Below are 23909 nucleotides of genomic sequence, written 5' to 3' on the forward strand. Positions count from 1 at the left end.
CGGTAAGCGACAGCGCACCGGGCAGTCCAGGCAACCCATCGGGAAGGAAGGCCGATCAGTCGAACACCACCTTGGCCACGTCACGGTAGCGGCTGGCGAAATGCACCGTCATGCCCTCCTGGAGGTAGTCGGGCAGCTCGTCGAAGTCACGCCGGTTGGCCTCGGGCAGGATCAGCTCGAAGATGTCACTGCGCCGGGCGGCGATCACCTTCTCGCGGATACCGCCCACCGGCAGCACCTGGCCGGTCAGGGTCAGCTCGCCGGTCATCGCCAGCGGCCGGTCGATGGCGCGGTGCCGGGCCAGCGACAGCAGCGCGGTGGCCATGGTGACCCCGGCGGAGGGGCCATCCTTGGGCGTGGCCCCTTCCGGCACGTGCAGGTGCACGAAGGCCGAGTCGAAGAAGTCCGCATCGGCGCCGTACTCGCCCAGATGACCGAGCACGTAGCTGTAGGCGATGTTGGCCGACTCCTTCATGACGTCGCCGAGCTGGCCGGTGAGCTTGAAGCCGCGGTCCAGGGCGTGCACCTTGCCGGCCTCGATGGAGAGCGTGGCGCCGCCCATGGCGGTCCAGGCCAGGCCGGTGACCACGCCCTCGCCCTGCATCACCTGCTCCTTGCGGAAGATCGGTGCACCCAGATAGTCCTCGAGGTTGTTCACCGAGACCCGCACCGACTGCTGGTCGTTCTCCAGCAGTTTCACGGCCGCCTTGCGCACGATGCGATGCAGCTGCTTCTCGAGCTGGCGCACCCCGGCCTCCCGGGCGTAGCCCTCGATCACCTGGCGCAGCGCCGCCTCGGTGAGGTTGATGCGCTTCTTGGGCATGCGGTCGCGCTTGAGCAGCTTGGGCCACAGGTGGTGCTTGGCGATGGCCACCTTCTCCTCGGCGATGTAGCCGGAGAGGCGGATCTGCTCCATGCGATCCAGCAGCGCCGGGGGGATCGCGTCCAGGGTGTTGGCGGTACACACGAACAGCACCTTGGAAAGATCCACGCGCACGTCGAGGTAGTGGTCGAGGAAGTCGACGTTCTGCTCCGGGTCGAGCACCTCGAGCAGTGCCGAGGCCGGGTCGCCCTGGAAGGACTGTCCCATCTTGTCGATCTCGTCGAGCATGATCACCGGGTTCTCGACCTCGACCTCCTTGAGGGCCTGGGCGAGCTTGCCGGGCATGGCACCGATGTAGGTGCGGCGATGCCCCTTGATCTCGGCCTCGTCGCGCATGCCGCCCACCGAGAAACGGTAGAACTCGCGGCCCAGGGCATCGGCGATGGAGCGCCCCACCGAGGTCTTGCCGACCCCGGGGGGACCGACCAGCAGCAGGATGGAGCCGCCCACGTCGCCCTTGAAGGTGCCCTCGGCGAGGAACTCGACGATCCGCTCCTTGACGTCCTTGAGGCCGTCGTGGTCGCGGTCGAGCACCGAGCGGGCGTGGGCCAGGTCGAGCTGGTCCTGGCTGCGCACCCCCCAGGGCATGGCGGTGAGCCAGTCCAGGTAGTTGCGGGTGGTGCCGTATTCCGGCGAGCCGGTCTCCAGCACCGAGAGCTTGTCGAGCTCGTCGTCGATGCGCTCCATGACCCGCTCCGGCACCACGCGCCCCTCGAGGCGGGCGCGGAAGGTGTCGACATCGTTCTCGCGGTCATCCTTGGAGATGCCCAGTTCGCGCTGGATCACCTTGAGCTGCTCGCGCAGGAAGAACTCCCGCTGGCGCTCCTGCATCTGGGCATTGACCTGGTCGCTGATCTCGCTCTGCAGCTGGGCGACCTCGATCTCCTTGCGCAACAGCGGCAGTACCTTCTGCATGCGGGCCATCACCGGCAGGGTCTCCAGCACGTCCTGCAGCTCGGGGCCCTTGGCCGAGGTGATGGCCGCGGCGAAGTCGGTCAGCGGGCCCGGCTCGTGGGGGCTGAAGCGGTTCAGGTAGTGCTTGAGCTCCTCGCCGTAGAGCGGGTTGATCGGCAGCAGCTCCTTGATGCCGTTGATCAGCGCCATGGCATAGGCGCGGGTCTCGTCCGCTTCGGCATCCACCGGCTCGCGGGGGTAGCTCACCTCCACCAGGTAGGGCGGCGTACGGGAGAGCCAGCGCTGGATGCGAAAGCGGCGCACGCCCTGGGCAATGAACTGGATCTGCTGCTCTTCGCCCTGCAGCTTGTGCACCCGCACCGCGGTACCGGTCTCGGGGAAATCCTCGTCGCCGAGCTCCTCGACCCCGGTCTCGCCGACGAAGGCCAGGCCCACGGTGTGGTGCGGCGTGTTGCCGACGCGGTGGATGGTCTCCTCCCAGCGCTCGCGGTTGACCACCAGCGGCTGGACCTGGGCGGGAAAGAAGGGCCGGTTGTGGATCGGCAGCAGGTAGATGCGCTCGGGCAGGGAGTCGCTGGCGGGCACCACCGCGTGGTGGTTGTCCTCGCCCGGCCGCTCATCGTACGGGGAGTCGTCGGCGTTGGCCTGGATCCAGTCCAGGCCATCCTGTGCTTCGTGATCGTCGCTCATGCGTTCCTCGTCCTGGATCGCCGGGATGGATTCCCGGGGCTGCCCTCAGCAATGCGGGCACCGGCGCCCGACTTCAAGTCACTGTAGCCGCTCGAGGGCCGGCGGCAGCGGGCGACCGTTGATCCGCACCCGGCCGCGCACCACGTCGATCTCCAGGTCCTGGGTATCCAGCGGCAGGCCGAGCCACAGGGCCACCACCTTGGGCACCTGGTGCCAGGTGAGGTCACCGTAGAGCCGCGCCCGCCAGCGGGCCTGCTCGCTGGCCTGTTCATCGGGATCACCGAGTGCGACCAGGCTCAGCGCCTCGAGCCGGCGCGCATCGAAGAACAGCGCCCCGTCGCCCTGCGCGTCCAGCCCCAGCATCGGGCTGTCCAGGGCGATGGCATGGATGTCCAAGCGTGGCGAGTCCTGGAGCATGGCCAGCAGCTGCGGCTCCAGCCGCGCGAGCAGCTCGCGGCCATCCTGGGCGGCAGCGCCTCGGGCCGCCTCGTCGCGCAGCACGGCCAGCACGCTGCGCAGGGCGTCGGCGTGGATCCGCGACAGCTCCAGGGCGACGCGGCCGGTGAGCAGCACCTGCTCCGCCGTCACCAGTCGGTCCAGGATCAGCTCGCTCTCGACGCGCAGCTCCTGCTCGTCGAGGACCGTGCGGCTGTGCAGGACCAGCCCATGGGCATCCAGCTCGAGGTCCGGCTGATGCCAGGCCAGTCGCTCCACCTTCAGCAAGTCCTGCTGACGGAAGTGGTAGGCGCCCTCGGTATAGGTATAGCGGCTCTCCAGGGTGGTCGGCCCCGCTTCCAGGGTGACCGGGCCATCGCTGAGCCGCCAGGACGCGAGACTGGCCTGAAGCCGCCAGTCGCCGTAGACGCCGCCGAAGGTGATCCGCCCGCCGCGGAAGTCGAGCTCGCGCCCCGCCTGGCTGACGATGAAGGGCGCCAGCTCGAGCCGCCCCTCCAGGGTGGCGCCGAGGGTACGGTAGCGGGCCTGCCAGGTGGGCGGAGTCGAGGGCAGGGCGTCGCCGAACAGGCGCCGGTCGCCCGGCCCGAAATGCGGCCTCAGCTCGCCGTCGATGCGGGTGCTTATCACCCCGTGACGCGCCACGTAGGGCAGCTCCAGGTGCCAGGCCTGGCCGAAGCGGGGGGTCAGGTGGAGGGTGCCACGAGACTCGAGCCAGCCGCGCTCGACGTCGCTGCGCTTCACCGCGAGCTCCCCCCGAGCGGCGAGGTCATCCAGGGCCCTGGCGAGTTCGCGCTCGAAGAACACGCCGGAGAAGTACTGGGCGACGGCCCAGAGCAGTGCCAGCCCGACTAGCAGCGGGACGATCAGTCGTTCCTTGCGCATCATGCCGCTCCTTACCCGCGCCTTGTCCGTTCACCCTTGCGTCGTCGGGACGCTGGAAAACTTTCAGTGCCGCCGGATCAATGGAGCCAGAACCACAGGTGCATGGTACTCCATGCATACACGGCGGCGAGGACATCGTCGATCATGATGCCGAAGCCGCCGGCCACCCGCCGGTCCGCCCAGCGGATCGGCCAGGGCTTGAAGACATCGAAGATGCGGAAGATCACGAACCCCCAGAGGGCGGCTTCCCAGGAGAAAGGCACGGCCGCCATGGTCAGCCAGTAGCCGACGAACTCGTCCCAGACGATGCCCGAGTGGTCGTGGACCCCCAGGTCGCGGGAGGTCTTGTCGCACAGCCAGATACCCCAGAAAAAGGTCACCGCCACCAGGCCCAGGTACCAGCCCAGCGGCAGCTCGGAGAGCAGCCAGTAGAAGGGAATCGCGGCCAGGGTGCCGAAGGTGCCGGGCGCGAAGGGCACGGTGCCACTGCCCAGCCCGAAGGCCAGGAAGTGCACGGGGCGTCGCCAGACGCTGGCGGGAGCCTGATTCATGGCGCGGCGCCTCCCGAAAAGTGCTGCCAGCCCCGCTCGCCGGTGACCGTCACGCCCTGCACACCGGGTTCGTCGCTGAAATAGCCGATCACCGTGAGGGCCAGGCCCAGGGCGGCCAGCCGGGCGCGGGCCGCGTCGAGGTGTTCGGGGGGCAGGCCGAGCAGCAGCTCGTAGTCATCACCGCCGTGGAGCCCCGCCTCGCGGGCCCCCTCCTCGCCCAGCGCCGCCACCAGGCCCTCGGCCAGGGGCAGCGTGTCGGGCGTCAGCTCGGCCCCGACGCCCGAGGCCTCGAGGACATGCCCGAGGTCGGCCAGCAGGCCGTCGGAGATATCGATGGCGGCGCTGGCCAGGCCGCGCATGGCCAGGCCCGCCGCCAGGCGCGGCAGCGGGTGGAGGTAGCGCCTGAGCAGCGGATGGTCGGTGTCCCGCTCGCCACGCCGCCACAGGGCCAGCCCTCCGGCCCCGCCCCCCAGCGCACCGGTCACCGCCAGCAGGTCACCCGGCCGAGCCCCGCTGCGGGTCAGCGCCTGCCCGGGGGGCACCTCGCCCATCACCGTCACGCCGATGGCCAGTTCGCCGCGGGTCACGTCGCCGCCCACCAGGGCCGTGCCGGTGGCATCGCAGAGGGCATGGAAGCCGCGAGCGAACTCCCCCAGCCAGGCATCGTCATCGGCCGCCGGCAGGGTCAGCGACATCAGGCACCAGCGGGCACGGGCGCCCATGGCGGCGAGGTCGCTCAGGCTGACCGCCAGCGCCCGGTGGCCGACCGCCACGGCCGGGGCATCCTCGGGAAAGTGGATGCCGGCCACCGAGGTATCCACGCTGACCGCCAGCCGCTGCCCGGGGGTCGGGGCCAGCAGGGTGCAGTCGTCCCCCACGCCCAGGGTCACGCCGGCCTCCGCCCCCGGCGGGTCGGGAGTGAAGAAGCGGGTGATGAGTTCGAATTCGCTGTGCATCAGGGGCGGGCCTTCAGCGGCGGCGAGCGGTGACCTCGGCGGATCTCAGCCGCCCGGCGAGCTTGTCGAGGATGCCGTTGACGTACTTGTGCCCGTCGGTGGCACCGAAGGACTTGGCCAGCTCGACCCCTTCGTTGATCACCGCGCGATAGGGCACCTCGAGGCGACGGGAAAGCTCGTAGGCGCCCAGGCGCAGGATCGCCAGCTCGATGGGATCGAGGTCCTCGAGACGCCGGTCGAGCAGCGGCGCGATGGCGGCATCGAGCTCCCGGCGCTGGTTCGCCACGTTGTGCAGCAGCTCGTGGAAGAGCGCCAGGTCGGCGATCTCCATGACCTTATGCCAGTTCTCGTGGTCCTCGAGATCGTCGTCGGCCACCTGGCTGCGGAACTCGGACTCCACGGCGCTGATCGACTTCCCGGTCATCTGCCACTGGTAGAGGCCCTGCACCGCCAGTTCACGGGCCGCATGGCGGGACTGCTGGGCCTTCGACGGGGCCCGCGGGCGCTCGCCGCTCATGCCTCACCCCCGTCGTCGGCATCATCGCCGAAGCAGCGCAGCAGCGAGACCATCTCCATGGCCGCCATGGCCGCCTCGGCGCCCTTGTTGCCGGCCTTGGTGCCGGCGCGCTCGATGGCCTGCTCGATGGACTCGACGGTCAGCACGCCGTTGGCCACCGGGGTGTCGAACTCCAGCTGCAGGTGGCCCATGGCGGTGTTGCAGCCGCCGGCGACGTACTCAAAGTGCGGGGTGCCACCGCGGATCACCGCCCCCAGGGCGATCACCGCGTCGGGGCGTGCTACCTGCAGCACGCGCTTGATGGCCAGCGGCAGCTCCCAGGCGCCGGGCACGTGGACGATATCGATGCCCTGCGGATCGACGCCATGGCGCACCAGGCTGTCCACGGCGCCCTCGACCAGGCTGTCCACTACATGATGATTGAAGCGGCCGACCACGATCACGTAGCGGCCATCGACGTCGACGAAGCTGCCTTCGACTTGGGAAATCGGTTGCATGGTTCGGTGTCCTGAGAGATCCGGGGCTTGAAGGTCCGGCAGGCATGGCCATCGGGGCCATGCCGTAGTGTGAAAGGCGACAGCGCTAGTCGTCGTCCTGCCCGGCGGTCGCCTGCTCGCCGGGCTCGAGTCGCTCCACCACCTCGAGGTCGAAGCCGGAGAGCGCCGAGAACTTCCAGGGCGAGCTCAGCAGGCGCATCCTGCCCACCCCCAGGTGGCGCAGGATCTGCGAGCCGGTGCCGATGGTCAGGTAGTTGCCGGCGCCGTCGGAGTCGCTGGTGCGCGGCGGCCGACGGCGCTCCAGGAACACCTCGAGCAGGTCATGGAGATCCTGGCGCGGGCGCCCGTCGTCGAGCAGCACGAAGACCCCGTGATCGGCCCGCGCCACCTCGGCAACCGCCTGCTGGGCGGTCCAGCTCGGCTTGTCGCCCTTCTGCAGGGCGAGCAGATCGCGCATCACGTTGGCCAGGTGCACGCGCACCGTGGTCAGCGCCTCGGGGTGCGGGTGGCCCTTGACCAGCGCCAGGTGATGGGCGCCCTGGATGCTGTCGCGGAAGACGTGCAGGTTGAGCTCACCGAAGGCGGTCTGCACCGGCGTCGATTCCACCGGCTGCACGGTCTGCTCGTTGTGGATGCGATAGTGGATGAGGTCGGCGATGGTGCCCATCTTCAGGCCATGCTCGACGGCGAAGCGCTCGAGCTCCGCCCGGCGGGCCATGCTGCCGTCCTCGTTCATGACCTCGCAGATCACGCCGCTGGGGTCGAGGCCGGCCAGGGCGGCGAGATCGCAAGCCGCCTCGGTATGGCCGGCGCGGCGCAGCACGCCGCCGGGCTCGGCCATCAGCGGGAAGATGTGGCCGGGCTGGACGATGTCGGCGGCAACCGCATCGCGGGCGACCGCGGCGCGCACGGTGCGTGCCCGGTCGGCGGCGGAGATGCCGGTGGTCACGCCCTCGGCGGCCTCGATGGAGAGGGTGAACTTGGTCCCGAAGCCGGAGCCGTTGTCGCGCACCATCAGCGGCAGCTGGAGACGCTCGCAACGCTCGCGGGTCATCGGCAGGCAGATCAGGCCCCTGGCGTGGCGCGCCATGAAGTTGATGTGCTCGGCCTCGACCTTCTCGGCGGCCATGATGATGTCGCCTTCGTTCTCGCGATCCTCGTCATCCATCAGGATCACCATCCGGCCCTGACGGATGTCCTCGACCAGTTCTTCGATGGGGGCCAGGCCCCCGGATGAGGCGTGCACCATGGAGTCTCCATTGATTCAGCGTGGTGGCTGTCGTCATCCGACGACGAGCGGGTCGCCATCGGGCGTCGCCACCTCGAAACCGCGTCAGGGTACCGTGGCGCGTCGTCGGGCGCCAGTAAACAGCCGCGTCGTCGGGCGCCAGTTCTGAAGGGCCAAGCGGCCAAGCGGCCAAGCGGCCAGGCGGAGTCTCAAGTAGAAAGTAACAAGAATCCCCTTGCCCCTTGCCCCTTGCCACTTGCTACTCGACCCTTGGCTGCTCGGCGCTTGTAGCTCACCGCGGCCGGGCGGTAATCCGCCAATCCTGGCCCACGGCGCGGATATCGAGGATCTCCAGCCCCTTCTGCTGGGCCATCAGGGTCAGGCCCGGCAGCGCGAAGAGCGGACGCGCCTCGCCGCCGAGCAGGGTCGGCGCCACGAACAGCTGCATCTCGTCGATCAGACCGGCCTCGAGCATGGCACCGGCCAGCGTCGCCCCGGTCTCCAGCAGCACCTCGTTGGCCTGCTCGGCCTCGGCCAGGTGGCGCAGCAGAGCATCGAGGTCGACGCGGCCGTCGGGGCCCGCGGGCATCGCCACCACCTCGGCGCCGGCGGCCTGGAGCCTTTTGCGCCGCTCGGGCTCGTGGTCGACCAGGGTGGCCACCAGGGTGCGGCCGGGCTCGCGCAGGCAGGCCGCGGCCAGCGGCAGGCGCAGCCGGGAGTCCACCACCACGCGCAGCGGCTGGCGGGCGACAAGCGCCTCGCCCTCGGGCAGTTCGAGCTGCTCGGGCCGCACGGTGAGCCGGGCGTTGTCGAAGATGATCGACTCGACCCCGGTGAGGATGGCGCTGGAGCGGGCGCGCAGGCGCTGAACCTCGCGGCGGGCCTGGGGCCCGGTGATCCACTGGGACTCGCCGGAGCGCATGGCGGTGCGGCCGTCGAGGCTCATGGCCATCTTCAGGCGCACGAAGGGGCGGCCGTGGGACATGCGCATCACGAAGCCGGGGTTGAGCGCCAGCGCCTCCTCCTCGAGCAGGCCCACCGCCACCTCGATGCCGGCGGCGCGCAGCCGGGCGATGCCCCGACCGGCGACGCTAGGGTTGGGGTCCTGCATGGCCACCACCACTCGCGCCACGCCGGCCTCGACCAGCGCCAGGGCACAGGGGCCGGTGCGCCCCTGGTGGGAGCAGGGCTCCAGGGTCACGTAGGCGGTGGCGCCGCGGGCACGGTCCCCCGCCGCTCGCAGGGCGTGGATCTCAGCATGGGGTTCGCCGGCCCGCTCGTGCCAGCCCTCGCCGACCACCCGGCCATCCTTGACCAGCACGCAACCCACCCGGGGGTTGGGGTCGGTGGTATAGCGCCCGCGGCGCGCCAGCGTCACGGCACGCGCCATCCAGGCCTCGGGGAAGGCGTGCTGCGCCATCAGGCGGCTCCCGACGGGTCCGTGGGGAAGCCGGGCTCCTGGGCCAGGCGGTCGATCTCGGCGCGGAACTCGTCGATGTCCTGGAAGCTGCGATAGACCGAGGCGAAGCGGATGTAGGCCACCTGATCGAGGCGCTTGAGGGCCTGCATGACCTCCTCACCGATGTCCCGGGCGTGGATCTCGCGCTCGCCCCGGGCGCGCAGATTCTGGCGAATGCGCTCCACCGCCACCTCGATGGACTCGGCACTGACCGGGCGCTTCTCCAGCGCCCGGAGCATGCCGGCGCGCAGCTTGGTCTCGTCGAATACCTCCCGCGTGCCATCGGACTTGATCACTCGCGGCATCACCAGCTCGGCGGTCTCGTAGGTGGTGAAGCGCTCGCCACAGGCCGCGCACTGGCGCCGCCGCCGTACCTGGTCGCCATCCGCCACCAGGCGAGAATCGGTCACGCGCGTGTCGTTGGCGCCACAGAAGGGGCAATGCATAGGGATAAACCCGAGGTCGATGGAAAGGCTGTTGCCGCATTGTAACGGTTCGCAAGGAAGGCGCCCAGCAACTGCCGGCCCGGGGGCAGGGCAATACTGCTATCTACGATTGCCCTGCGGTCCGGGGGAACCAGTGGTTCCCGTGCTAGCCATCGCCCTGCATGTCCATCGGTTGCACCCGCCTCACCGGGGCCTCGACACTCAGGGTCTCGCCATTGTCGAGTGTCAGGGTGAACTCGACACGCTCGCCCTCGGCCGGGGGCCTGGCCAGCTCGAAGAACATCAGGTGCCAGCCGCCTGGTGCCAGCCGCACGGTCTCGCCGGCCGGCACCGGGATCGTCTCGACCTGACGCATCTGCATCACGCCATCCACCATCACGTGGTTGTGCAGCTCCAGGCTGCCGGCCAGGGGCGAGCTGCCCCCGACCAGCGCCAGGTCCGCCTCGCCCGGGTTGGTAAGCTCCATGAAGGCGGCGGTGGTGGGCGACCCCGGCGGCACCGCCCGCACCCGGGCCTCCTCGACGGTAAGGGACTGGGCCAGGGCGGTGGCGCTGAACAGCGAAAACAGGACCAGCGGTAGGGCAGCGATGCGCATGTCGGTTGACTCCATGGGCTCAGGGGGACACATCGAGCTTACCCTGCCTCGACGTAGACGGGGAGCGGGATGCGACATCGCGTCCCGCCGGCAGCCGGGGCGATTAATCCACGCCTAATGACCTCGTGGCAGGATGGGAACTACCGGGCCCCCGGCAGGTCTCCACGACACCCCTTCATGACATCTCTTCATAACCTCCTTCATAACCTCTCTTTATAACAGGACATCGCGATGCGAACTCTATTCCTCTCCCTGACGGCCGGCCTGGTCACACTCTCGCTGACCTCGGCGCTCGCCGCCGACGACCACTGGCCGGCGCCGGTCCAAGCGCTGGTAGACCAGGGCCTGGAGATCCACGGCGAATTCGCGGCCCCGGGCGGGCTCAGCGGCTACGCCGCCAGCCACCGGGGCCGCGAGATGGCCATCTACCTCACGCCGGACGGCGACCATGCCGTGGTCGGCACCCTGCTCGATGCCGAGGGCAACGACCTCTCCGCCGCGCCGCTGGACGAACACGTGCGCAGCGGCCAGGAGGCCGAGGTGTGGCAGCGGCTCGAGGAGAGCCACTGGATCCAGGACGGCGACCCGCAGGCAGCACGCGTGATCTACACCTTCACCGACCCCAACTGCCCCTACTGCGCGCGCTTCCACGCGCAGAGCCGCCCCTGGGTCGAGGCCGGCAAGGTGCAGCTGCGCCACATCATGGTCGGCATCCTGCGCAGCGACAGCCCGGCCAAAGCGGCCGCCCTGCTCGGCGCCGAAGACCCCGCCGCGGCGCTACAGGCACACCAGGCCAGTGACAGCGGCATCGCCGCCGCTGCCCAGCCCCGCGAGATCGAGGAGCAGGTCTACGCCAACAACCAGCTCTTCGAGGGCCTGGGGCTGATGGCCACGCCCACCACCTACTACCGCAACGAGGCCGGCCGCCTGGAGAAGGTCGAGGGAGCGCCCGACGCAGCACGCCTCGAGGCGATGATGGGCGCGCCGCGCCCCTGAGGCGGCGCGACGCGCCACCATGACGACCCTCCCGCCGGCAGGGCCGACGGGGGATGGCGCGCCAGGCCGATCAGCGGCCGGCGGGGATCGCCCGGGCCAGGAACCAGCCGGCCACCATGGCCACCAGCATGGCGACAAGCGGGCCGGTGAGCCCGGCGATAGAGGCGAAGGCCGGACCCGGGCAGTAACCGGAGAGCCCCCAGCCGATGCCGAACAGCGCGGCACCGCCGATCAGGCGGCCGTCCAGGTCCTGCCGGGTAGGCAGCTGGAAACGCTCGCCGAACACCGGATTGGGGCGACGCAGCACCAGTCGGTAGCCGATGAAGTTGGTCACGACGGCACCGCCCAGCACGAACATCAGGGTCGGGTCCCAGGCGCCGGCGACATCCAGGAAACCGAGCACCCGTGCCGGGTCGGTCATGCCGGAGACCGCCAGGCCGAGGCCGAAGATCAGCCCCGCGATATAGCCCATGAGCGTTTTCAAGGTCTCGGTCTTCATACGCCACCTCCGATCACGTGCCGAACCACGAAGACGGTGATGATCGCCGCCCCCAGGAACGTCAGGGTTGCCACCAGGGAGCGCATCGACAGCCGGGCGAGGCCGCAGACGCCGTGGCCACTGGTACAGCCGCTGCCCAGACCCGTGCCCAGGCCCACCAGCAGGCCGGCCACCAGCATCAGCGGTACACCCCCCGCAGGCGCGCCGACGACCTCGCCGGGGCTGCCGGCCACGTTACCCAGACCACCGCCCAGCAGCATCAGCACGACAGGGCCGCTGATCAGGCCGAGCACGAAGGCCAGGCGCCAGGCGCTGTCCCCCCTGGGACGCGCGGTGATCAAATTACCGATGATGCCGCTGATGCCGGCGATGCGGCCCAGGGTCGCCATCAGCCAGGTGGCGGACAGGCCGATGAGAATGCCACCGGCCAGGCCCTGCAGGGATGAATTCCAGTCCACGCTTTCTCTCCTCTACTGCATCCAGGAATGCCATTTCTCGAATCGCTGCAATGACCAGCGGTTTTCGCCCCTGCTCGATCAGCGCCATTCGTCGAGGCGTCGAACCGGCAATAAATGCGCTTCGACAACGGCCCTATCGGTCCAGCCGGCTGCCCGGTGCGCTGTCGCTTACCAGGCCTACGGCCGAGGCAAGGCTCGGTAGGCCCGATAAGCCGGAGGCGCATCGGGCGAAAGTTGCCCGGTGCGCTGTCGCTTACCGGGCCTACTGCTGTTGATACCATTCGCGCAATGCATTGCGCTTCCACAACGGCGGCATCGGGCATGGCAAGCTCGCCACTACCCCTGCAGCTCGGCACAACCCCGCGCCAGAGTCTCGTGACTCTCGTCGTGCAACTCACGCCAGGCGTCATAGGTGCTCAGAAACACCCGTCCGGTCAGCTCATGGCAGAACTCGGTGTGCTGCAGCCGGTCCATCACCGGCCCCTTGACCTCGGCCAGATGCAGGGCGACGTCGGCGTCCTTGAGCCGCGCATTGATCGCCTCCAGGCTCTCCAGCGCCGAGGCATCGATGACGTTGACCGCCTGGCAGGCCAGCACGATGTGCTCAAGCGCCGGCTGGCGGGCCGCCAGGGTCATGACGGTGTCCTCCAGATAGCGGGCGTTGGCGAAGTAGAGGCTCTCGTCGACCCGCAGGATAGCCAGCTGGTCGTCGGTTTCCACCTGGTGGCGACGCACGTTGCGAAAGTGCTCGCTGCCGGGGACCCGCCCCACCACGGCACTGTGGGGGCGACTGGTGCGATACAGGTGCAGGCCGAGCGACAGCACCACGCCGACCAGGATGCCGCTCTCCACGCCATGCACCAGCGTCAGGATCAGGGTCGCCAGCATGGCCACGCCGTCGGCACGGGAATACGCCCAGGTGCGCTTGATGGCCGGCAGATCGATCAGGGTACCCACGGCGACGATGATGGTGGCGGCCAGCGTCGCCTTGGGCAGGAAGGCCAGGGGGGTGGTCAGGGTCAGCGTCGCCAGGGCGATGCCCAGGGCGGTGAAGGCGCCGGCGAGTGGCGTGACGGCACCGGCCTCGAAGTTGACCACCGACCGGGAGAAACCGCCGGATACCGGCGACCCGCCGCTCGTCCCCGCCCCGATATTGGCCAGCCCCATGGCGATCAGCTCCTGGTTGGGATCGATCCGCTGGCGCCGCTTGGCGGCCAGGGTCTGGGCCACCGAGACCGACTCCACGAAGCCGACGAGGCTGATCAGCACCGCCGCCGGCAGCAAGCTCGACCACAGCGCGGGATCCAGGCTCGGCAGGGCCAGGGACGGTAGGCCGCTGGGCACCTCGCCCACCAGATCCACGCCGCGCTCGCCCAACCCCAGGCTCCAGGCCAGGAGAGTGGTGGCGATTACCGCCGAGACCGGCGCGGCCTTGGCCACCAGGTCGGCGACGGTCGCCGACAGCCCCAGGCGCCTCAGGCCGCCCTTGAGATAGCGCCGGCACACGAGAAGAAACCCCCAGACTCCCAGGCCGATCGCCAGGGTGATGACATTGATGCCATCAAGCCCCGCGACCAGCGCCGACCCCATCTCCACCAGGTTGTGACCGGACGACTCCACGCCCAGCACATGACGCAGCTGGCTGCCGGCGATCAGGATGCCAGAGGCGGTGACGAAGCCCGAGATCACCGGATGGCTCAGGAAGTTGGCCAGAAACCCCAGCCGCAGCAGCCCCATGGTCAAAAGGACCAGGCCGGAGAGAGCGGCCAGCACCAGGGCCGCGCCGACGTACTCGGCGCTGCCGGGCGCCGCGACCCCCGACAGCGCCGAGGCGGTCATCAGCGAGGCTACCGCCACAGGCCCCACCGCCAAGGTGGCGCTGGTGCCGAAGAGGGCATAGAGCACCAGCGGCAGCATGCTGGCGTAGAGCCCCACCTCCGGCGGCAGGCCAGCCAGCAGCGCATAGGCCAGCGCCTGGGGCACCAGCATGAGGGTGACGATCACCGCCGCCACCAGGTCACGCGCCAGCACATCGCGCCGATAGCCGTGCAGCCAGCCGATCAGGGGAATCCAGCGTGAAGGGATCATTAAGGTCTCGTCATCTGCGGTGAACCCTGTTCAATCGCGGCGAGCCGCCCGGGCCCGTCACTCCTGCCCCTTGAGCATGCCATTCCCGTAGCGCCAGGACGGCGTTATCGCTGTCGTGCGTGGCGCTGTCAGGCCTTGAGCATCTCGCGGATAGGCTGGGGGTCATGGCCCGCGTCATGGGCCGCCGCCAGCAGCGCCGGGATATCGCAGCCAGCCTCCCGGGAGCGAGCCTGTGCCCAGAGGTGCAAGGCCCGCTTTCCGGTCTTGCAGAAAGCCAGGATGGGCGCGGGCAGCCCATCGAGGGCCTGGCCGAAGGCCTCGATATCGGCCTCCGAGTATTCGCCCGGGATGACCGGGATACAGCGCCATTCGAGGCCCAGCTCGGCCGCCCGGGCACTCAGGGCACGGTCGTCGGGATGGTCCTCGGCTTCGCCGGGACGGCGGTTGCAGATCACCGAGCGGAAGCCGCGACGGGCGACCTCATCGAGATCGGCGGGTGTCACGGCACCGGTGATGGCGAAGCCGGGTTCGAGTTCATGGATCTGCATGGGCGCTCTCCTAGGGAGATGATGTCTGGAAAAATGGGCTGTCAGAACGTGTTGATCGGCACCTTGAGGTAGACCTGGCCATTATCTTCTGCCGGCGGCATATGACCGGCGCGCATGTTGACCTGCACCGAAGGCAGGATCAGCCGGGGCATGTCCAGGGTCGCGTCGCGCTCGGTGCGCATCTTGACGAACGCCTCCTCGCTGACCCCTTCGTGGACATGGACGTTGTGGGCGCGCTGCTCGGCCACGCTGGTCTCGTGCTGGTACGCCTCGCGATCCGGCGCCTTGTAGTCATGGCACAGGAACAGTCGGGTCTCGCCCGGCAGCGCCAGCACCTTCTGGATGGAGCGGTAGAGGGTGCGCGCGTCGCCGCCCGGGAAGTCGCAGCGGGCAGTGCCGTAATCGGGCATGAACAGGGTATCGCCGACGAAGGCGGCATCACCGATCACGTAAGTCAAGCAGGCCGGGGTGTGGCCCGGGGTGTGCAGCACCCGCCCTTCCAGGTTGCCGATGGTGAAGCTGTCGCCCTCCTCGAAGAGGCGGTCGAACTGGCTACCGTCGCGGGCGAACTCGGTGCCGGCATTGAAGGCCTTGCCGAAGACATCCTGCACCACGGTGATCTGAGCGCCGATGCCGGTCTTGCCGCCCAGCGTCTCGTGCAGATAGGGCGCGGCGGAGAGGTGGTCGGCGTGAACGTGGGTCTCGAGGACCCACTCCACCTCGAGGGCGTTGTCGCGCACGAAGGCGATGATCGCGTCGGCGGAGCGCACGTCGGTGCGCCCGGCGGCGTAGTCGAAGTCGAGCACCGAATCGAGGATCGCGCAGGCGTGGCTGTCGGGATCCTGCACCACATAGCTGAAGGTGTTGGTCGGCTCGTCGAAGAAGTGGGTCACGATGGGATCAGACATGGCAAACGCTCTCCGTCTGTGTGCTGTCTTGCAGCGATGGCCACAGCTTAAAACAAATTTATGTTCTAAACATAGATTGTTTATGCATATAAAGACTGGGATAGATGTCGCTTCGCAGCCTCTTTGGGGTCACTGGGCAGGAGGGAACGGCCACCGGGAGATCGCATCACCTCTTGGAGCGGCCATGCAGGCGCCATAAACGCCAGTACACCGAGCGGGACGGGACGCCTTGTGCGCTGTCGCTTACCAGGCCTACGGCTGGCTTGCCGGCCCGATAAGCCGGAGGCGCATCAGGCGGAACACCGCTCAGAGCTCGATACGGTCGCCGTAGGCGGGAATCTCTGCCTCGATGTCGCTCCGGGTGAGGGCCGCCTGCAGCGCCTGCTGGGCTCCGGGCTCGCCATGCACCAGATAGAAGCGAGGTCGGTTGCGGAAGGCGCCGGCCCAGCCCAGCAGCTGGGTCTGGCCGGCATGGGCCGAGAAGCCGCCAATGGTGTGAACCCTCGCCTTGACCGCCAGGTCCCGGCCCATCACGCGGATCCGCTCGGCGCCGTCGACGATCTGGCGCCCCACCGTGCCCGCCGCCTGGAAGCCCACGATCACCAGCCGGGTATCAGGTTTCTCCAGGTTGTAGCGGAAGTGGTGGATGATGCGCCCGCCATTGCACATCCCGGCCCCGGCGATGATGATCGCCCCGCCGTGAATGCGGTTGATGGCCATGGACTCCTCCACCGTGCGGGTCATGCGCAGGATCGGCAGGTACTGGCGGGTGTCGCCGCTGGCCGCCACGTTGAGCACCTTGAGGTCCTCGGGATCCAGCGCCTTGCGTGCCCGGTGATAGAGCTCGGTGACACGGATCGCCATGGGGCTGTCCAGGAACACCATCTGCTGGCGCAGCCGCCCCTCGTGGTAGAGCACGCTCAGGTGGTAGAGGATCTCCTGGGTACGCCCCACGGCGAAGGCGGGAATCAGTACGTTGCCGCCGTCGGCATGGGCCTCCTCCAGCACGCGGGCGAACTCCTCGAGGGTGTCCCCCAGGGGCCGATGATCGCGGTCGCCATAGGTGCTCTCCATCAGCACCAGGTCAGCGTCATAGAGCTTCTCGGGATCCTTCATCAGCACCGAGCTGGGATTGCCCAGGTCGCCCGAGAATACCAGGCGCTTCTCTTGCCCCCCGGAGGGCAGGGCCAGCTCGACAATGGCCGAACCGAGGATGTGGCCGGCGTCGCGGAATACCAGGCTGGCCCCGCCCGGCAACCGGGCCGGCTGGCCGTAGGGATGGGTCTCGCAGAGCGCCAGGGTCTGTTCCACGTCCTCCAGCTCGTAGAGCGGTTCGACCAGCGGCTTGCCGTTGCGCTTGCGCCACTTGTTCTCCCACTCGACGTCCTTGGCCATGATGAAGGCGGCGTCCTGCAGCATGATCTCCAGCAGGTCGCGGGTGCCCCGCGTGCAGTGGATCGGCCCGCGATACCCCTCCTTCACCAGCTTGGGCAGCAGCCCCGAGTGATCGAGATGGCCATGGGAGAGCACCACCGCCTCGAGCTCCCGGGGCAGCTTGCCGAAGGACTTGGCGTTGGCCTCGTCGGCATCGCTGCCGCCCTGGTGCAGGCCACACTCCAGCAGCAACTTGTGCGAGCGGCCGTTGCCGTCCAGTTCGATGAGATAGCGCGAGCCGGTAACCTCCTTGACCGCGCCCTGGAAGGTGAGAGTCGACATGGTCTCGCTCCTTATCGCCGAGGAACAGCGTATAGCCGAAGAACAGGGCGGAGACACGGCCCCGGCATGCCCCCTTCGTCTCAGCATAACGGATTCCCGACCAGCCGGCGTCATTCACGCCGCTCCTCTTGACCCGGGTCATCCGGCACCGGGTGGCCCATCGACTCACCCAGCTTCGACACCGGAAGAAGAGTGAAGACCCCTGGCCACTGACCGATATTCACTGGCCATTCATGGCCTTTTTTCGCTATGATGAAGGGTAACGACCTCGCCAATACAATGGAAGAAGACAGATGGAATCCACGCCGATACTCGCGCTGGTCATGGGGGTTTCAGGATCAGGAAAGTCGCATATCGGCAAGTTGGTTGCCGAGGCCACCGGGGCCGACTTCATCGATGCCGATGACCACCACAGCCCCACCAGCATCGCCAAGATGTCACGTGGCGAACCCCTCAACGATGGCGACCGGGAAGGCTGGCTCGAGACCCTTGCCGGCTTCTATCGTGACCATGCCAGCCAGGGGCGCTCCTTGGTGATCGGCTGCTCGGCGCTCAAGCGCCGCTACCGCGACCAGCTATGCCAGAGCGCTCCCGACCTGAAGATCCTCTACCTGCATGGCAGCCGCGAGATTCTGCTGGAGCGTCTTCGCGGCCGCAAAGGGCATTTCTTCCAGGGCGAGCATATGCTGGATAGCCAACTTCGTGATCTTGAGCCGCCTGGCGACAGCGAAGCCATCCGCCTGGATGTCGCCCTATCACCCGAGACAATTGTGGAAGAATTCCTGTGTAAATCTCGAGGCTAGTGGTTACGAAGTGGTGAAATTACGCTGCATAGATAGAGCGAAAAGGGAGGCCATCGGCCTCCCTCTTTCTTGCTGCCTTTAAGGCCTTTTTACTTACCTTACAGCGGCCAGATGGCCAACTGCGGCCACAAGAGCAGCGCCGCCAGCATCAGCAGCTGGATCGCCATGAAGGGCAGCACCGAGACGTAGATGTCCTTGAGGCTGATCTCCGGCGGCGCCACGCTCTTCAGGTAGAAGGCCGCGGGGCCGAACGGCGGCGACAGGAACGACACCTGCATGTTCACCGCGAACAGGATGCCGAACCAGATCGGATCAAAGCCCAGCTGAGTGACGATGGGCAGGAAGATCGGCAGGGCCAGCATGGCGATGCCGATCCAGTCCAGGAACAGCCCCAGCACCAGCATGATCGCCATCATCACCAGGATGATCACGATCGGTGCCACCTCGAGCCCCAGGATCATCCCCGAGACGAAGCGGTTGCCGCCCATCAGGTTGTAGACCCCCACCAGCGCCGCGGCGCCGATGCCGATCCAGATGATCATGCCGCAGGTGTAGAGCGTCTGGCCCAGGCTGCGGTGCAGCATCGTCACGCTGAACTCGCCGCGCAGCACGATGGCCAGCATCACCCCGAACACCCCCATGGCCGCCGCCTCGGTCACCGAGGCGATGCCGCCATAGATGGTGCCCAGCACCAGGAAGGCGACCATTCCCGGCAGCAGGATCGCCTTGACCGCCTCGAACTTGCTGGCGAAGGGATTGTCCTGGGTCTCGGCGGTGAGCGGTGGGCCCATCGCCGGGTTCTTCAGGCAGCGCACCATCACGTAGGCGATGTAGGAGCCCATCAGGATCACCGCCGGGGTGATCGCCGCGGTGAACAGCTCGGCGATGGAGACGCTGGCGATCAGGCCGTAGATGATCAGCACGATCGACGGCGGCATCATGGTGCCCAGCGCCCCGCCGGCGCACACCACGCCGATGGAGAGCCGCTTGTCGTAGCCCAGGCGCAGCATCTGCGGCAGCGCCAGGATGCCCAGCAGCACGATCTCGCCGCCGATGATCCCCGACAGCGCGGCGAGGAAGAAGGCCACCACGATGGTCTGCACCGCCACGCCGCCGGGCAGTCGCCCGGCGAACACCCGCATGGCGTTGAACAGGTCCTTGGCGATGCCGGAGCGGTCGAGCAGCGAGGCCATCAGCACGAACATCGGCACCGCCACCAGCGAGTACTCGGTGATGAAGCTGAACACCCGGCTGGTGACCAGCGGCAGCGCCGTCTCGCCGAACCAGCCGAAGGTGAAGACCATCGCCACCAGGCCGGTGATGAAGGCCAGCGGCAGGCCGGTGACCAGCAGGCCGAAGATGGCGGCGATCATCAGGATCGTGGCCGTCCCGATATCCATCAGCGTGTCTCCCTGTCGGTGGACTCATGGTCGGCGGGCTCATGGTCGGCGGGACGGGCGCGAATCGACTGCACCAGATGGAGCAGCGCCTGCAGGGTCATCAGCGCCAGGGCGAACAGGATCATGCCCTTGACCAGCGCCGGGAAGGGCGGATTCCAGGAGGTCCCGGAGCGCTCCAGCTGCCACTCGCCGAACGGGTTGTGCGAGGCGCGCCAGAACATGTGGAAGGCGGCGTAGCTCATGGCCAGGCAGAAGCCCAGAGTCACCAGGTCGTTGAAGCGATCCATCCAGCACGTGAGCCGCGGGCCGGCGCTGTCGTAGAGCACCTTGACGCGGATATGGCTGTTGCGGGCCAGCGCCGCGGGGCCGCCCAGGGCGAAGGTCACGGCGACCAGGAAGATCACCGACTCGTGCACCCAGGAGGTGGGATTGTTGAAGCCGTAGCGCAGGAACACCTCGACCACGCTGATGCCCATGGCAATCAGTACCAGCCAGGCGGCGCCGTGGGCGCCCCGGGCCACCAGGCGGTCCAGGGCGGTACGTTCGGGGCCGAGCGTCTCGGTCTGCTCGACCGGGTCGCGGTTGTCGGGGGAAGGTTGGGTCATGATGGGTCTCTTCACGCATCGTCCGGGCGAGGGCCCGGACGATGGTCGGCTTGCCAGGGAGTGGATGTGGGTCGGCTTACATCAGGTTGCGGGCCTGGAGGAAAGCGACCACGGAGTCGTAGACCTTCTGGTTCATCTCGCTGCGTTCGGCCCAGGCCGCCCACTCTTCCTTGGCGATGTTGCGGAACTTGGCGCGCTCCGCCGGAGCCATGTCGATCAGCTCGATGTTCGGGTCCTGGCGCGCCTCGGCCACCGCCTCGAGGTCCAGCTTCTTGAGCTCGAAGACCATCTCGTAGGCCAGCTTGTCCACCGAGGTCTCCAGTATCGCCTGGAGGTCTTCCGGCAGGCCGTCCCAGATTTCCTTGTTGAGCGATACGGAAACCATCGGCAGCGAGTGGAAGCCCGGATAGTTGGGGTAGTTGGCGAAGCTATGCAGCCCCTGGCTGTGGTTGGTGGAGAACACCGTGTAGTCGGCGGCGTCGATCACGCCCTTCTCAAGCGAGGTGTAGACCTCAGAGCCCGGCAGGTTCACCGGGGCGGCGCCGGCCTTCTCGAAGATGTTGTAGACCATGCCCTCCGGGGCGCGGACCTTGAGCCCCTCGAGGTCCTCCACGGTGCGGATCGGGCGCTTGGAGGGGAAGGACTCCAGGCCGGTGGCGGCGGCACCGATCAGCTGCACGCCGTAGGGGTTGACCAGCTCGTTGTAGAGCGCCTCGCCACCGCCGTGGTTCATGTACTCCAGGAACTCCAGCGGATCGCCCCAGGCGCCTACCAGGTTGCCCAGCATGCCGAAGGCCGGATCGCGGCCGGAGAAGTAGCTGGGGTCGGTGAGGTGGCCCTGGAGGATGCCGGACTGAACGGCATCCAGGGTCTGGTTGGCCTGGACCACAGCATTGACCGGCAGGATCTCGATCTCGATGCGCCCGTCAGACATGGTGTTGACGTTTTCGGCCCAAGCCTTCTTGAGCTCGAACTGCGGCTCGCCCGAGGTCTCGGAGGTCTGGAAGGTCCATTCGTACTCGGCGGCCTGTACGGAGAAGGCCAGTGAACCGAGCACGGCGGCGGTCAGGCCCTTGAGGGCAAAGGAGGAGCGTGGCGTGATCTGTTTCATGGTGCGTTTCCTTCTATGGCGCATTGATGTTGTTGTCGGTGCGGACACCGCGTACGTGGCGAACCGGTCAACCCGGTTCGGGAACACCAGCGCCCGGCAGACGCAGGCGTGGCGGACGATGGTCGAACAGGCTCTCGAACCCCAGATCCAGACCGGTACGCTCGAGCACCGAGAGGGCCGCTTGCTCGGCCTCATCGGGCTGACGCAGGCGGATCGCCTCCATCAGCCGGCGATGGCGCTCCATGCTATCGCTCAGCTCGGCCGCGCTGTGGTTGGAGGTCTCCACCAGCAGGCCGATGGCTGGCTTGAGCATGTGGCTGAGCTGGGCCCACAACAGGTTATGGGTGGCCGCGAAGATCGCCTCATGGAAGGCCACGTCGTGCTCGTCGTGGCTGCCCCCCTCGCAGCGCCGATCGGGCGCCTCCAGGGCACGGATCATGTTGCGCCAGGCCGTCTCGATGGCCAGCAGGTCGGCGGCGGTGGCATGCGCTGCCGCCAGCCGCGCCATGAAGGGCTCCACGGCCACGCGGAAGGCGAAGATGTCGCGCTGGATGCGCGGATTGGGCTGGGCGAAGCGCGCCATCCAGTCACTGACCCGGGGATCCAGCAGGTGCCAGTCGGTGAGCTCGCGCACCCGGCTGCCCTGCCCCGAGATGCGCGTCAGCATGCCCGCCGAGACCAGCTGCTGCAGGGCACTGCGCACGGTGCTGCGACTGACCCCGTAGCTCGCGCAGAGATCCAGCTCCCGGGGCAAGAAGCTACCCGGCGCATGCTCACCGGCGAAGATCGCCCGGGCGAGGTCCTCGGCGATATCAGGCTTGTGGGCGGGCTTGCGCCCGGATGGGGGCTGACGCGACGACATGGGCGCTTGGTGACTCCTGTACGACTTGATTCACTTTATGTCGGACATAGGGTCGCCCAAATGCCGCGGCCGTGCCTTTAGACTTTGGTCACATTAGCGGCATTATCCCGCACCACCGCCTGGAACATGCACTCGGGAAGGTCGGGAATCGCCGCCCGAACCCGGTTCCAGCTGGGGATGAAGGGCCGCTCGCGGGGGCACGACGAATCGTGCCCACATCCCCGATGCGGCTGCACCAGCAATGGACACGAAAACGCCCCACCATGGTGCATCCAGGCGGGGCGCTCTAGGATCCCTGGCCTCAGCCAGGGTCAGTCAGCGACAGGGCGTCTCAGCGATAGACTGGCAAGCGGGCGCAGACGGCCTCGACCTTCGCCTTGACCTCGGCCTCGATGGCGGCGGTGTCATCCCCTGCCGCCATAACGTCGAGAATGTCGCAGATCCAGCCGGCCAGCTCCTGGCACTCGGTCTCGCCAAAGCCGCGGGTGGTCACCGCCGGGGTACCGAGGCGCAGGCCCGAGGTCACGAAGGGGCTCTGCGGGTCGCCGGGCACGGCGTTCTTGTTGACGGTGATGTGGGCGCGCCCCAGGGCAGCATCCGCGTCCTTGCCGGTCAGCCCCTGCTTGATCAGCGAGAGCAGGAAGAGGTGGTCCTCGGTGCCGCCGGAGACCACCTCGAAGCCGCGCGCGATGAACACCCCGGCCATGGTCTGGGCGTTCTTCACCACCTGCTGCTGATAGGTCTTGAAATCAGGCTCCATGGCCTCCTTGAAGCAGACCGCCTTGGCGGCGATGACGTGCTCCAGCGGACCACCCTGCCCGCCCGGGAAAACCGCGGACTGCAGCTTCTTCTCGATGTCGGGATTATTTTCAGCAGAGAGGATCAGGCCGCCACGGGGGCCGCGCAAGGTCTTGTGAGTGGTGGTGGTCACCACATGGGCGTGGGGCAGCGGGGTCGGATAGACGCCGGCCGCCACCAGGCCCGCCACGTGGGCCATGTCGACCAGCAGGTAGGCACCCACCTCGTCGGCGATCTCGCGGAACGTCGCCCAGTCGATGATCTGGGAGTAGGCGGAGAAGCCGGCGATGATCATCTTGGGCTTGTGCTCGCGGGCGAGGCTGGCCACCTCCGCGTAATCGATGCGGCCGTGCTCGTCGATGCCATACTGCACGGCGTGGTAATGCTTGCCGGAGAAGTTGGGCTTGGCGCCATGGGTCAGGTGCCCCCCCGCATCGAGGCTCATGCCCAGGATGGTGTCGCCCGGCTTGACCAGCGCCTGGAACACCGCACCGTTGGCCTGGGAACCAGAGTGGGGCTGGACATTGGCGTAGGTCGCAGCGAACAACTCCTTGGCGTAGTCGATGGCGAGCTGCTCGACGATGTCCACGTACTCGCAGCCGCCGTAGTAGCGCTTGCCGGGGTAGCCTTCCGCGTACTTGTTAGTCAGTTGGCTACCCTGGGCCTCGAGCACCCGGGGGCTGGCGTAGTTCTCGGAGGCGATCAGCTCGATGTGCGCTTCCTGGCGTGCGACTTCCTTCTGCATCGCATCGAACAGGACGTCATCGAAACCGGCAATCTGCATGTCACGGCTGAACATCGGCGGGAAACCTCGCAAAACGGGGAAATCTGGGGAGCACATGATACCCCAGCCCCCGGCGCCTTTCATCTTCCCCCGCCCGATGCGCCTTCGGCTTATCGGGCCTACCCTTCCTTCAGGCACTGTGCCGACCGTAGACATCATGGATTGACCTGCCCCTCCTCAACGTCGTGGGTTACGTTGAGGAGGGACCTAAACGCAGAGCCACTATTGAGGGAGGCAGGTCATGACACAGTCTAACGC

The 23909-nt window shown here is 67.8% G+C and carries 23 protein-coding genes; 2 read left to right on the forward strand and 21 right to left on the reverse strand.

Annotation, left to right across the window (positions count from 1 at the left end; all coding sequences use genetic code 11):
* Positions 1-55 precede the first annotated feature (55 nt).
* The 10 genes from lon to OP498_RS14630 all read right to left on the reverse strand — a co-directional run bounded on the left by lon (position 56) and on the right by OP498_RS14630 (position 10075).
* Positions 56-2488 carry an endopeptidase La gene (gene lon, locus OP498_RS14585; RefSeq protein WP_280554099.1) on the reverse strand — a complete coding sequence of 811 codons (2433 nt, stop codon included), beginning with the start codon at positions 2486-2488 and terminating at the stop codon, positions 56-58.
* Positions 2489-2566: 78 nt separating this feature from the next.
* Positions 2567-3826: a DUF945 family protein gene (locus OP498_RS14590; RefSeq protein ID WP_280554102.1), complete on the reverse strand. Its 1260-nt coding sequence runs from the start codon at positions 3824-3826 to the stop codon at positions 2567-2569.
* A 77-nt stretch (positions 3827-3903) separates the two neighbouring features.
* Positions 3904-4377 carry a phosphatidylglycerophosphatase A gene (locus OP498_RS14595; RefSeq protein ID WP_280549366.1) on the reverse strand — a complete coding sequence of 158 codons (474 nt, stop codon included), beginning with the start codon at positions 4375-4377 and terminating at the stop codon, positions 3904-3906.
* Complete coding sequence (gene thiL, locus OP498_RS14600; RefSeq protein WP_280549363.1) at positions 4374-5333, reverse strand: thiamine-phosphate kinase; 960 nt, start codon at positions 5331-5333, stop codon at positions 4374-4376. The genes OP498_RS14595 and thiL overlap by 4 nt, the downstream gene beginning before the upstream one ends.
* Before the next feature lie 13 nt (positions 5334-5346).
* A complete protein-coding gene (gene nusB / locus OP498_RS14605; RefSeq protein ID WP_280549361.1) occupies positions 5347-5850 on the reverse strand; it encodes a transcription antitermination factor NusB in 504 nt (167 codons plus the stop codon).
* Positions 5847-6347 (reverse strand): 6,7-dimethyl-8-ribityllumazine synthase, encoded by a 501-nt coding sequence (gene ribE, locus OP498_RS14610; protein ID WP_071942097.1) that lies wholly within the window; start codon positions 6345-6347, stop codon positions 5847-5849. The genes nusB and ribE overlap by 4 nt, the downstream gene beginning before the upstream one ends.
* 85 nt (positions 6348-6432) lie before the next feature.
* Complete coding sequence (gene ribBA, locus OP498_RS14615) at positions 6433-7596, reverse strand: bifunctional 3,4-dihydroxy-2-butanone-4-phosphate synthase/GTP cyclohydrolase II (protein WP_280549357.1); 1164 nt, start codon at positions 7594-7596, stop codon at positions 6433-6435.
* 271 nt (positions 7597-7867) lie between these two features.
* Positions 7868-8995, reverse strand: a complete 1128-nt coding sequence (gene ribD, locus OP498_RS14620; protein WP_280549355.1) for a bifunctional diaminohydroxyphosphoribosylaminopyrimidine deaminase/5-amino-6-(5-phosphoribosylamino)uracil reductase RibD — start codon at positions 8993-8995, stop codon at positions 7868-7870.
* The gene (gene nrdR, locus OP498_RS14625; protein WP_280549353.1) at positions 8995-9480 is read right to left on the reverse strand and encodes a transcriptional regulator NrdR; all 486 of its coding nucleotides are present in this window, start codon (positions 9478-9480) and stop codon (positions 8995-8997) included. Before nrdR ends, ribD begins: the two co-directional genes overlap by 1 nt.
* Positions 9481-9625: 145 nt before the next feature.
* Positions 9626-10075: a copper chaperone PCu(A)C gene (locus tag OP498_RS14630; protein ID WP_280549351.1), complete on the reverse strand. Its 450-nt coding sequence runs from the start codon at positions 10073-10075 to the stop codon at positions 9626-9628.
* Positions 10076-10306: 231 nt separating this feature from the next.
* On the opposite strand from OP498_RS14630, the gene dsbG reads away from it, so the two are divergent.
* Positions 10307-11071: a thiol:disulfide interchange protein DsbG gene (gene dsbG / locus OP498_RS14635; protein ID WP_280549349.1), complete on the forward strand. Its 765-nt coding sequence runs from the start codon at positions 10307-10309 to the stop codon at positions 11069-11071.
* A gap of 70 nt (positions 11072-11141) precedes the next feature.
* Here the strand turns inward: dsbG and OP498_RS14640 are convergent, their stop codons facing one another.
* The 6 genes from OP498_RS14640 to OP498_RS14665 all read right to left on the reverse strand — a co-directional run bounded on the left by OP498_RS14640 (position 11142) and on the right by OP498_RS14665 (position 17288).
* A complete protein-coding gene (locus OP498_RS14640; protein ID WP_280549347.1) occupies positions 11142-11570 on the reverse strand; it encodes a DUF6691 family protein in 429 nt (142 codons plus the stop codon).
* Complete coding sequence (locus OP498_RS14645; RefSeq protein ID WP_280554105.1) at positions 11567-12028, reverse strand: YeeE/YedE family protein; 462 nt, start codon at positions 12026-12028, stop codon at positions 11567-11569. The genes OP498_RS14640 and OP498_RS14645 overlap by 4 nt, the downstream gene beginning before the upstream one ends.
* A 336-nt stretch (positions 12029-12364) precedes the next feature.
* Positions 12365-14116, reverse strand: a complete 1752-nt coding sequence (sulP, locus tag OP498_RS14650) for a sulfate permease (protein ID WP_280554107.1) — start codon at positions 14114-14116, stop codon at positions 12365-12367.
* 128 nt (positions 14117-14244) lie between these two features.
* On the reverse strand, positions 14245-14664 hold the full coding sequence (locus tag OP498_RS14655) for a TIGR01244 family sulfur transferase (RefSeq protein WP_280549341.1): 420 nt from the start codon (positions 14662-14664) through the stop codon (positions 14245-14247).
* A 41-nt stretch (positions 14665-14705) separates the two neighbouring features.
* Positions 14706-15572, reverse strand: coding sequence for an MBL fold metallo-hydrolase (locus tag OP498_RS14660; RefSeq protein WP_280549339.1), 867 nt, complete (start codon positions 15570-15572; stop codon positions 14706-14708).
* A 306-nt stretch (positions 15573-15878) separates the two neighbouring features.
* The gene (locus OP498_RS14665; protein ID WP_280549337.1) at positions 15879-17288 is read right to left on the reverse strand and encodes an MBL fold metallo-hydrolase; all 1410 of its coding nucleotides are present in this window, start codon (positions 17286-17288) and stop codon (positions 15879-15881) included.
* 293 nt (positions 17289-17581) lie between these two features.
* Here OP498_RS14665 and OP498_RS14670 point away from each other — a divergent pair, with 293 nt between their 5' ends.
* Positions 17582-18091: a gluconokinase gene (locus OP498_RS14670; RefSeq protein ID WP_280549335.1), complete on the forward strand. Its 510-nt coding sequence runs from the start codon at positions 17582-17584 to the stop codon at positions 18089-18091.
* Positions 18092-18189: 98 nt separating this feature from the next.
* Here OP498_RS14670 and OP498_RS14675 read toward each other — a convergent pair whose 3' ends face one another.
* The 5 genes from OP498_RS14675 to glyA all read right to left on the reverse strand — a co-directional run bounded on the left by OP498_RS14675 (position 18190) and on the right by glyA (position 23666).
* Positions 18190-19491: a TRAP transporter large permease subunit gene (locus OP498_RS14675; RefSeq protein WP_280554109.1), complete on the reverse strand. Its 1302-nt coding sequence runs from the start codon at positions 19489-19491 to the stop codon at positions 18190-18192.
* Positions 19491-20096 carry a TRAP transporter small permease gene (locus tag OP498_RS14680; protein WP_280554111.1) on the reverse strand — a complete coding sequence of 202 codons (606 nt, stop codon included), beginning with the start codon at positions 20094-20096 and terminating at the stop codon, positions 19491-19493. The genes OP498_RS14675 and OP498_RS14680 overlap by 1 nt, the downstream gene beginning before the upstream one ends.
* A gap of 76 nt (positions 20097-20172) precedes the next feature.
* The gene (locus tag OP498_RS14685; RefSeq protein ID WP_280550606.1) at positions 20173-21207 is read right to left on the reverse strand and encodes a TRAP transporter substrate-binding protein; all 1035 of its coding nucleotides are present in this window, start codon (positions 21205-21207) and stop codon (positions 20173-20175) included.
* A 67-nt stretch (positions 21208-21274) separates the two neighbouring features.
* Positions 21275-22069, reverse strand: a complete 795-nt coding sequence (locus OP498_RS14690; RefSeq protein ID WP_280554112.1) for an FCD domain-containing protein — start codon at positions 22067-22069, stop codon at positions 21275-21277.
* A gap of 331 nt (positions 22070-22400) precedes the next feature.
* Entirely contained in the window at positions 22401-23666 is a 1266-nt protein-coding gene (glyA, locus tag OP498_RS14695) for a serine hydroxymethyltransferase (RefSeq protein WP_280554114.1), read from the reverse strand.
* Positions 23667-23909 lie beyond the last annotated feature (243 nt).

It is taken from the genome of Halomonas sp. 25-S5 (assembly GCF_029889845.1).
Lineage (GTDB): Bacteria > Pseudomonadota > Gammaproteobacteria > Pseudomonadales > Halomonadaceae > Halomonas.

What these genes read in the sequence shown, in the direction of transcription:
- ribBA (WP_280549357.1), bottom strand. Translation starts at nt 7,596, where the DNA reads ATGGTGCACGCCTCATCCGGGGGCCTGGCCCCCATCGAAGAACTGGTC.
- nrdR (WP_280549353.1), bottom strand. Translation starts at nt 9,480, where the DNA reads ATGCATTGCCCCTTCTGTGGCGCCAACGACACGCGCGTGACCGATTCT.
- OP498_RS14680 (WP_280554111.1), bottom strand. Translation starts at nt 20,096, where the DNA reads ATGACCCAACCTTCCCCCGACAACCGCGACCCGGTCGAGCAGACCGAG.
- OP498_RS14595 (WP_280549366.1), bottom strand. Translation starts at nt 4,377, where the DNA reads ATGAATCAGGCTCCCGCCAGCGTCTGGCGACGCCCCGTGCACTTCCTG.
- OP498_RS14660 (WP_280549339.1), bottom strand. Translation starts at nt 15,572, where the DNA reads ATGTCTGATCCCATCGTGACCCACTTCTTCGACGAGCCGACCAACACC.
- dsbG (WP_280549349.1), top strand. Translation starts at nt 10,307, where the DNA reads ATGCGAACTCTATTCCTCTCCCTGACGGCCGGCCTGGTCACACTCTCG.
- OP498_RS14690 (WP_280554112.1), bottom strand. Translation starts at nt 22,069, where the DNA reads ATGTCGTCGCGTCAGCCCCCATCCGGGCGCAAGCCCGCCCACAAGCCT.
- ribD (WP_280549355.1), bottom strand. Translation starts at nt 8,995, where the DNA reads ATGGCGCAGCACGCCTTCCCCGAGGCCTGGATGGCGCGTGCCGTGACG.
- OP498_RS14590 (WP_280554102.1), bottom strand. Translation starts at nt 3,826, where the DNA reads ATGCGCAAGGAACGACTGATCGTCCCGCTGCTAGTCGGGCTGGCACTG.
- lon (WP_280554099.1), bottom strand. Translation starts at nt 2,488, where the DNA reads ATGAGCGACGATCACGAAGCACAGGATGGCCTGGACTGGATCCAGGCC.
- sulP (WP_280554107.1), bottom strand. Translation starts at nt 14,116, where the DNA reads ATGATCCCTTCACGCTGGATTCCCCTGATCGGCTGGCTGCACGGCTAT.
- OP498_RS14655 (WP_280549341.1), bottom strand. Translation starts at nt 14,664, where the DNA reads ATGCAGATCCATGAACTCGAACCCGGCTTCGCCATCACCGGTGCCGTG.
- glyA (WP_280554114.1), bottom strand. Translation starts at nt 23,666, where the DNA reads ATGTTCAGCCGTGACATGCAGATTGCCGGTTTCGATGACGTCCTGTTC.
- OP498_RS14665 (WP_280549337.1), bottom strand. Translation starts at nt 17,288, where the DNA reads ATGTCGACTCTCACCTTCCAGGGCGCGGTCAAGGAGGTTACCGGCTCG.
- OP498_RS14630 (WP_280549351.1), bottom strand. Translation starts at nt 10,075, where the DNA reads ATGCGCATCGCTGCCCTACCGCTGGTCCTGTTTTCGCTGTTCAGCGCC.
- OP498_RS14685 (WP_280550606.1), bottom strand. Translation starts at nt 21,207, where the DNA reads ATGAAACAGATCACGCCACGCTCCTCCTTTGCCCTCAAGGGCCTGACC.
- nusB (WP_280549361.1), bottom strand. Translation starts at nt 5,850, where the DNA reads ATGAGCGGCGAGCGCCCGCGGGCCCCGTCGAAGGCCCAGCAGTCCCGC.
- thiL (WP_280549363.1), bottom strand. Translation starts at nt 5,333, where the DNA reads ATGCACAGCGAATTCGAACTCATCACCCGCTTCTTCACTCCCGACCCG.
- ribE (WP_071942097.1), bottom strand. Translation starts at nt 6,347, where the DNA reads ATGCAACCGATTTCCCAAGTCGAAGGCAGCTTCGTCGACGTCGATGGC.
- OP498_RS14675 (WP_280554109.1), bottom strand. Translation starts at nt 19,491, where the DNA reads ATGGATATCGGGACGGCCACGATCCTGATGATCGCCGCCATCTTCGGC.
- OP498_RS14670 (WP_280549335.1), top strand. Translation starts at nt 17,582, where the DNA reads ATGGAATCCACGCCGATACTCGCGCTGGTCATGGGGGTTTCAGGATCA.
- OP498_RS14640 (WP_280549347.1), bottom strand. Translation starts at nt 11,570, where the DNA reads ATGAAGACCGAGACCTTGAAAACGCTCATGGGCTATATCGCGGGGCTG.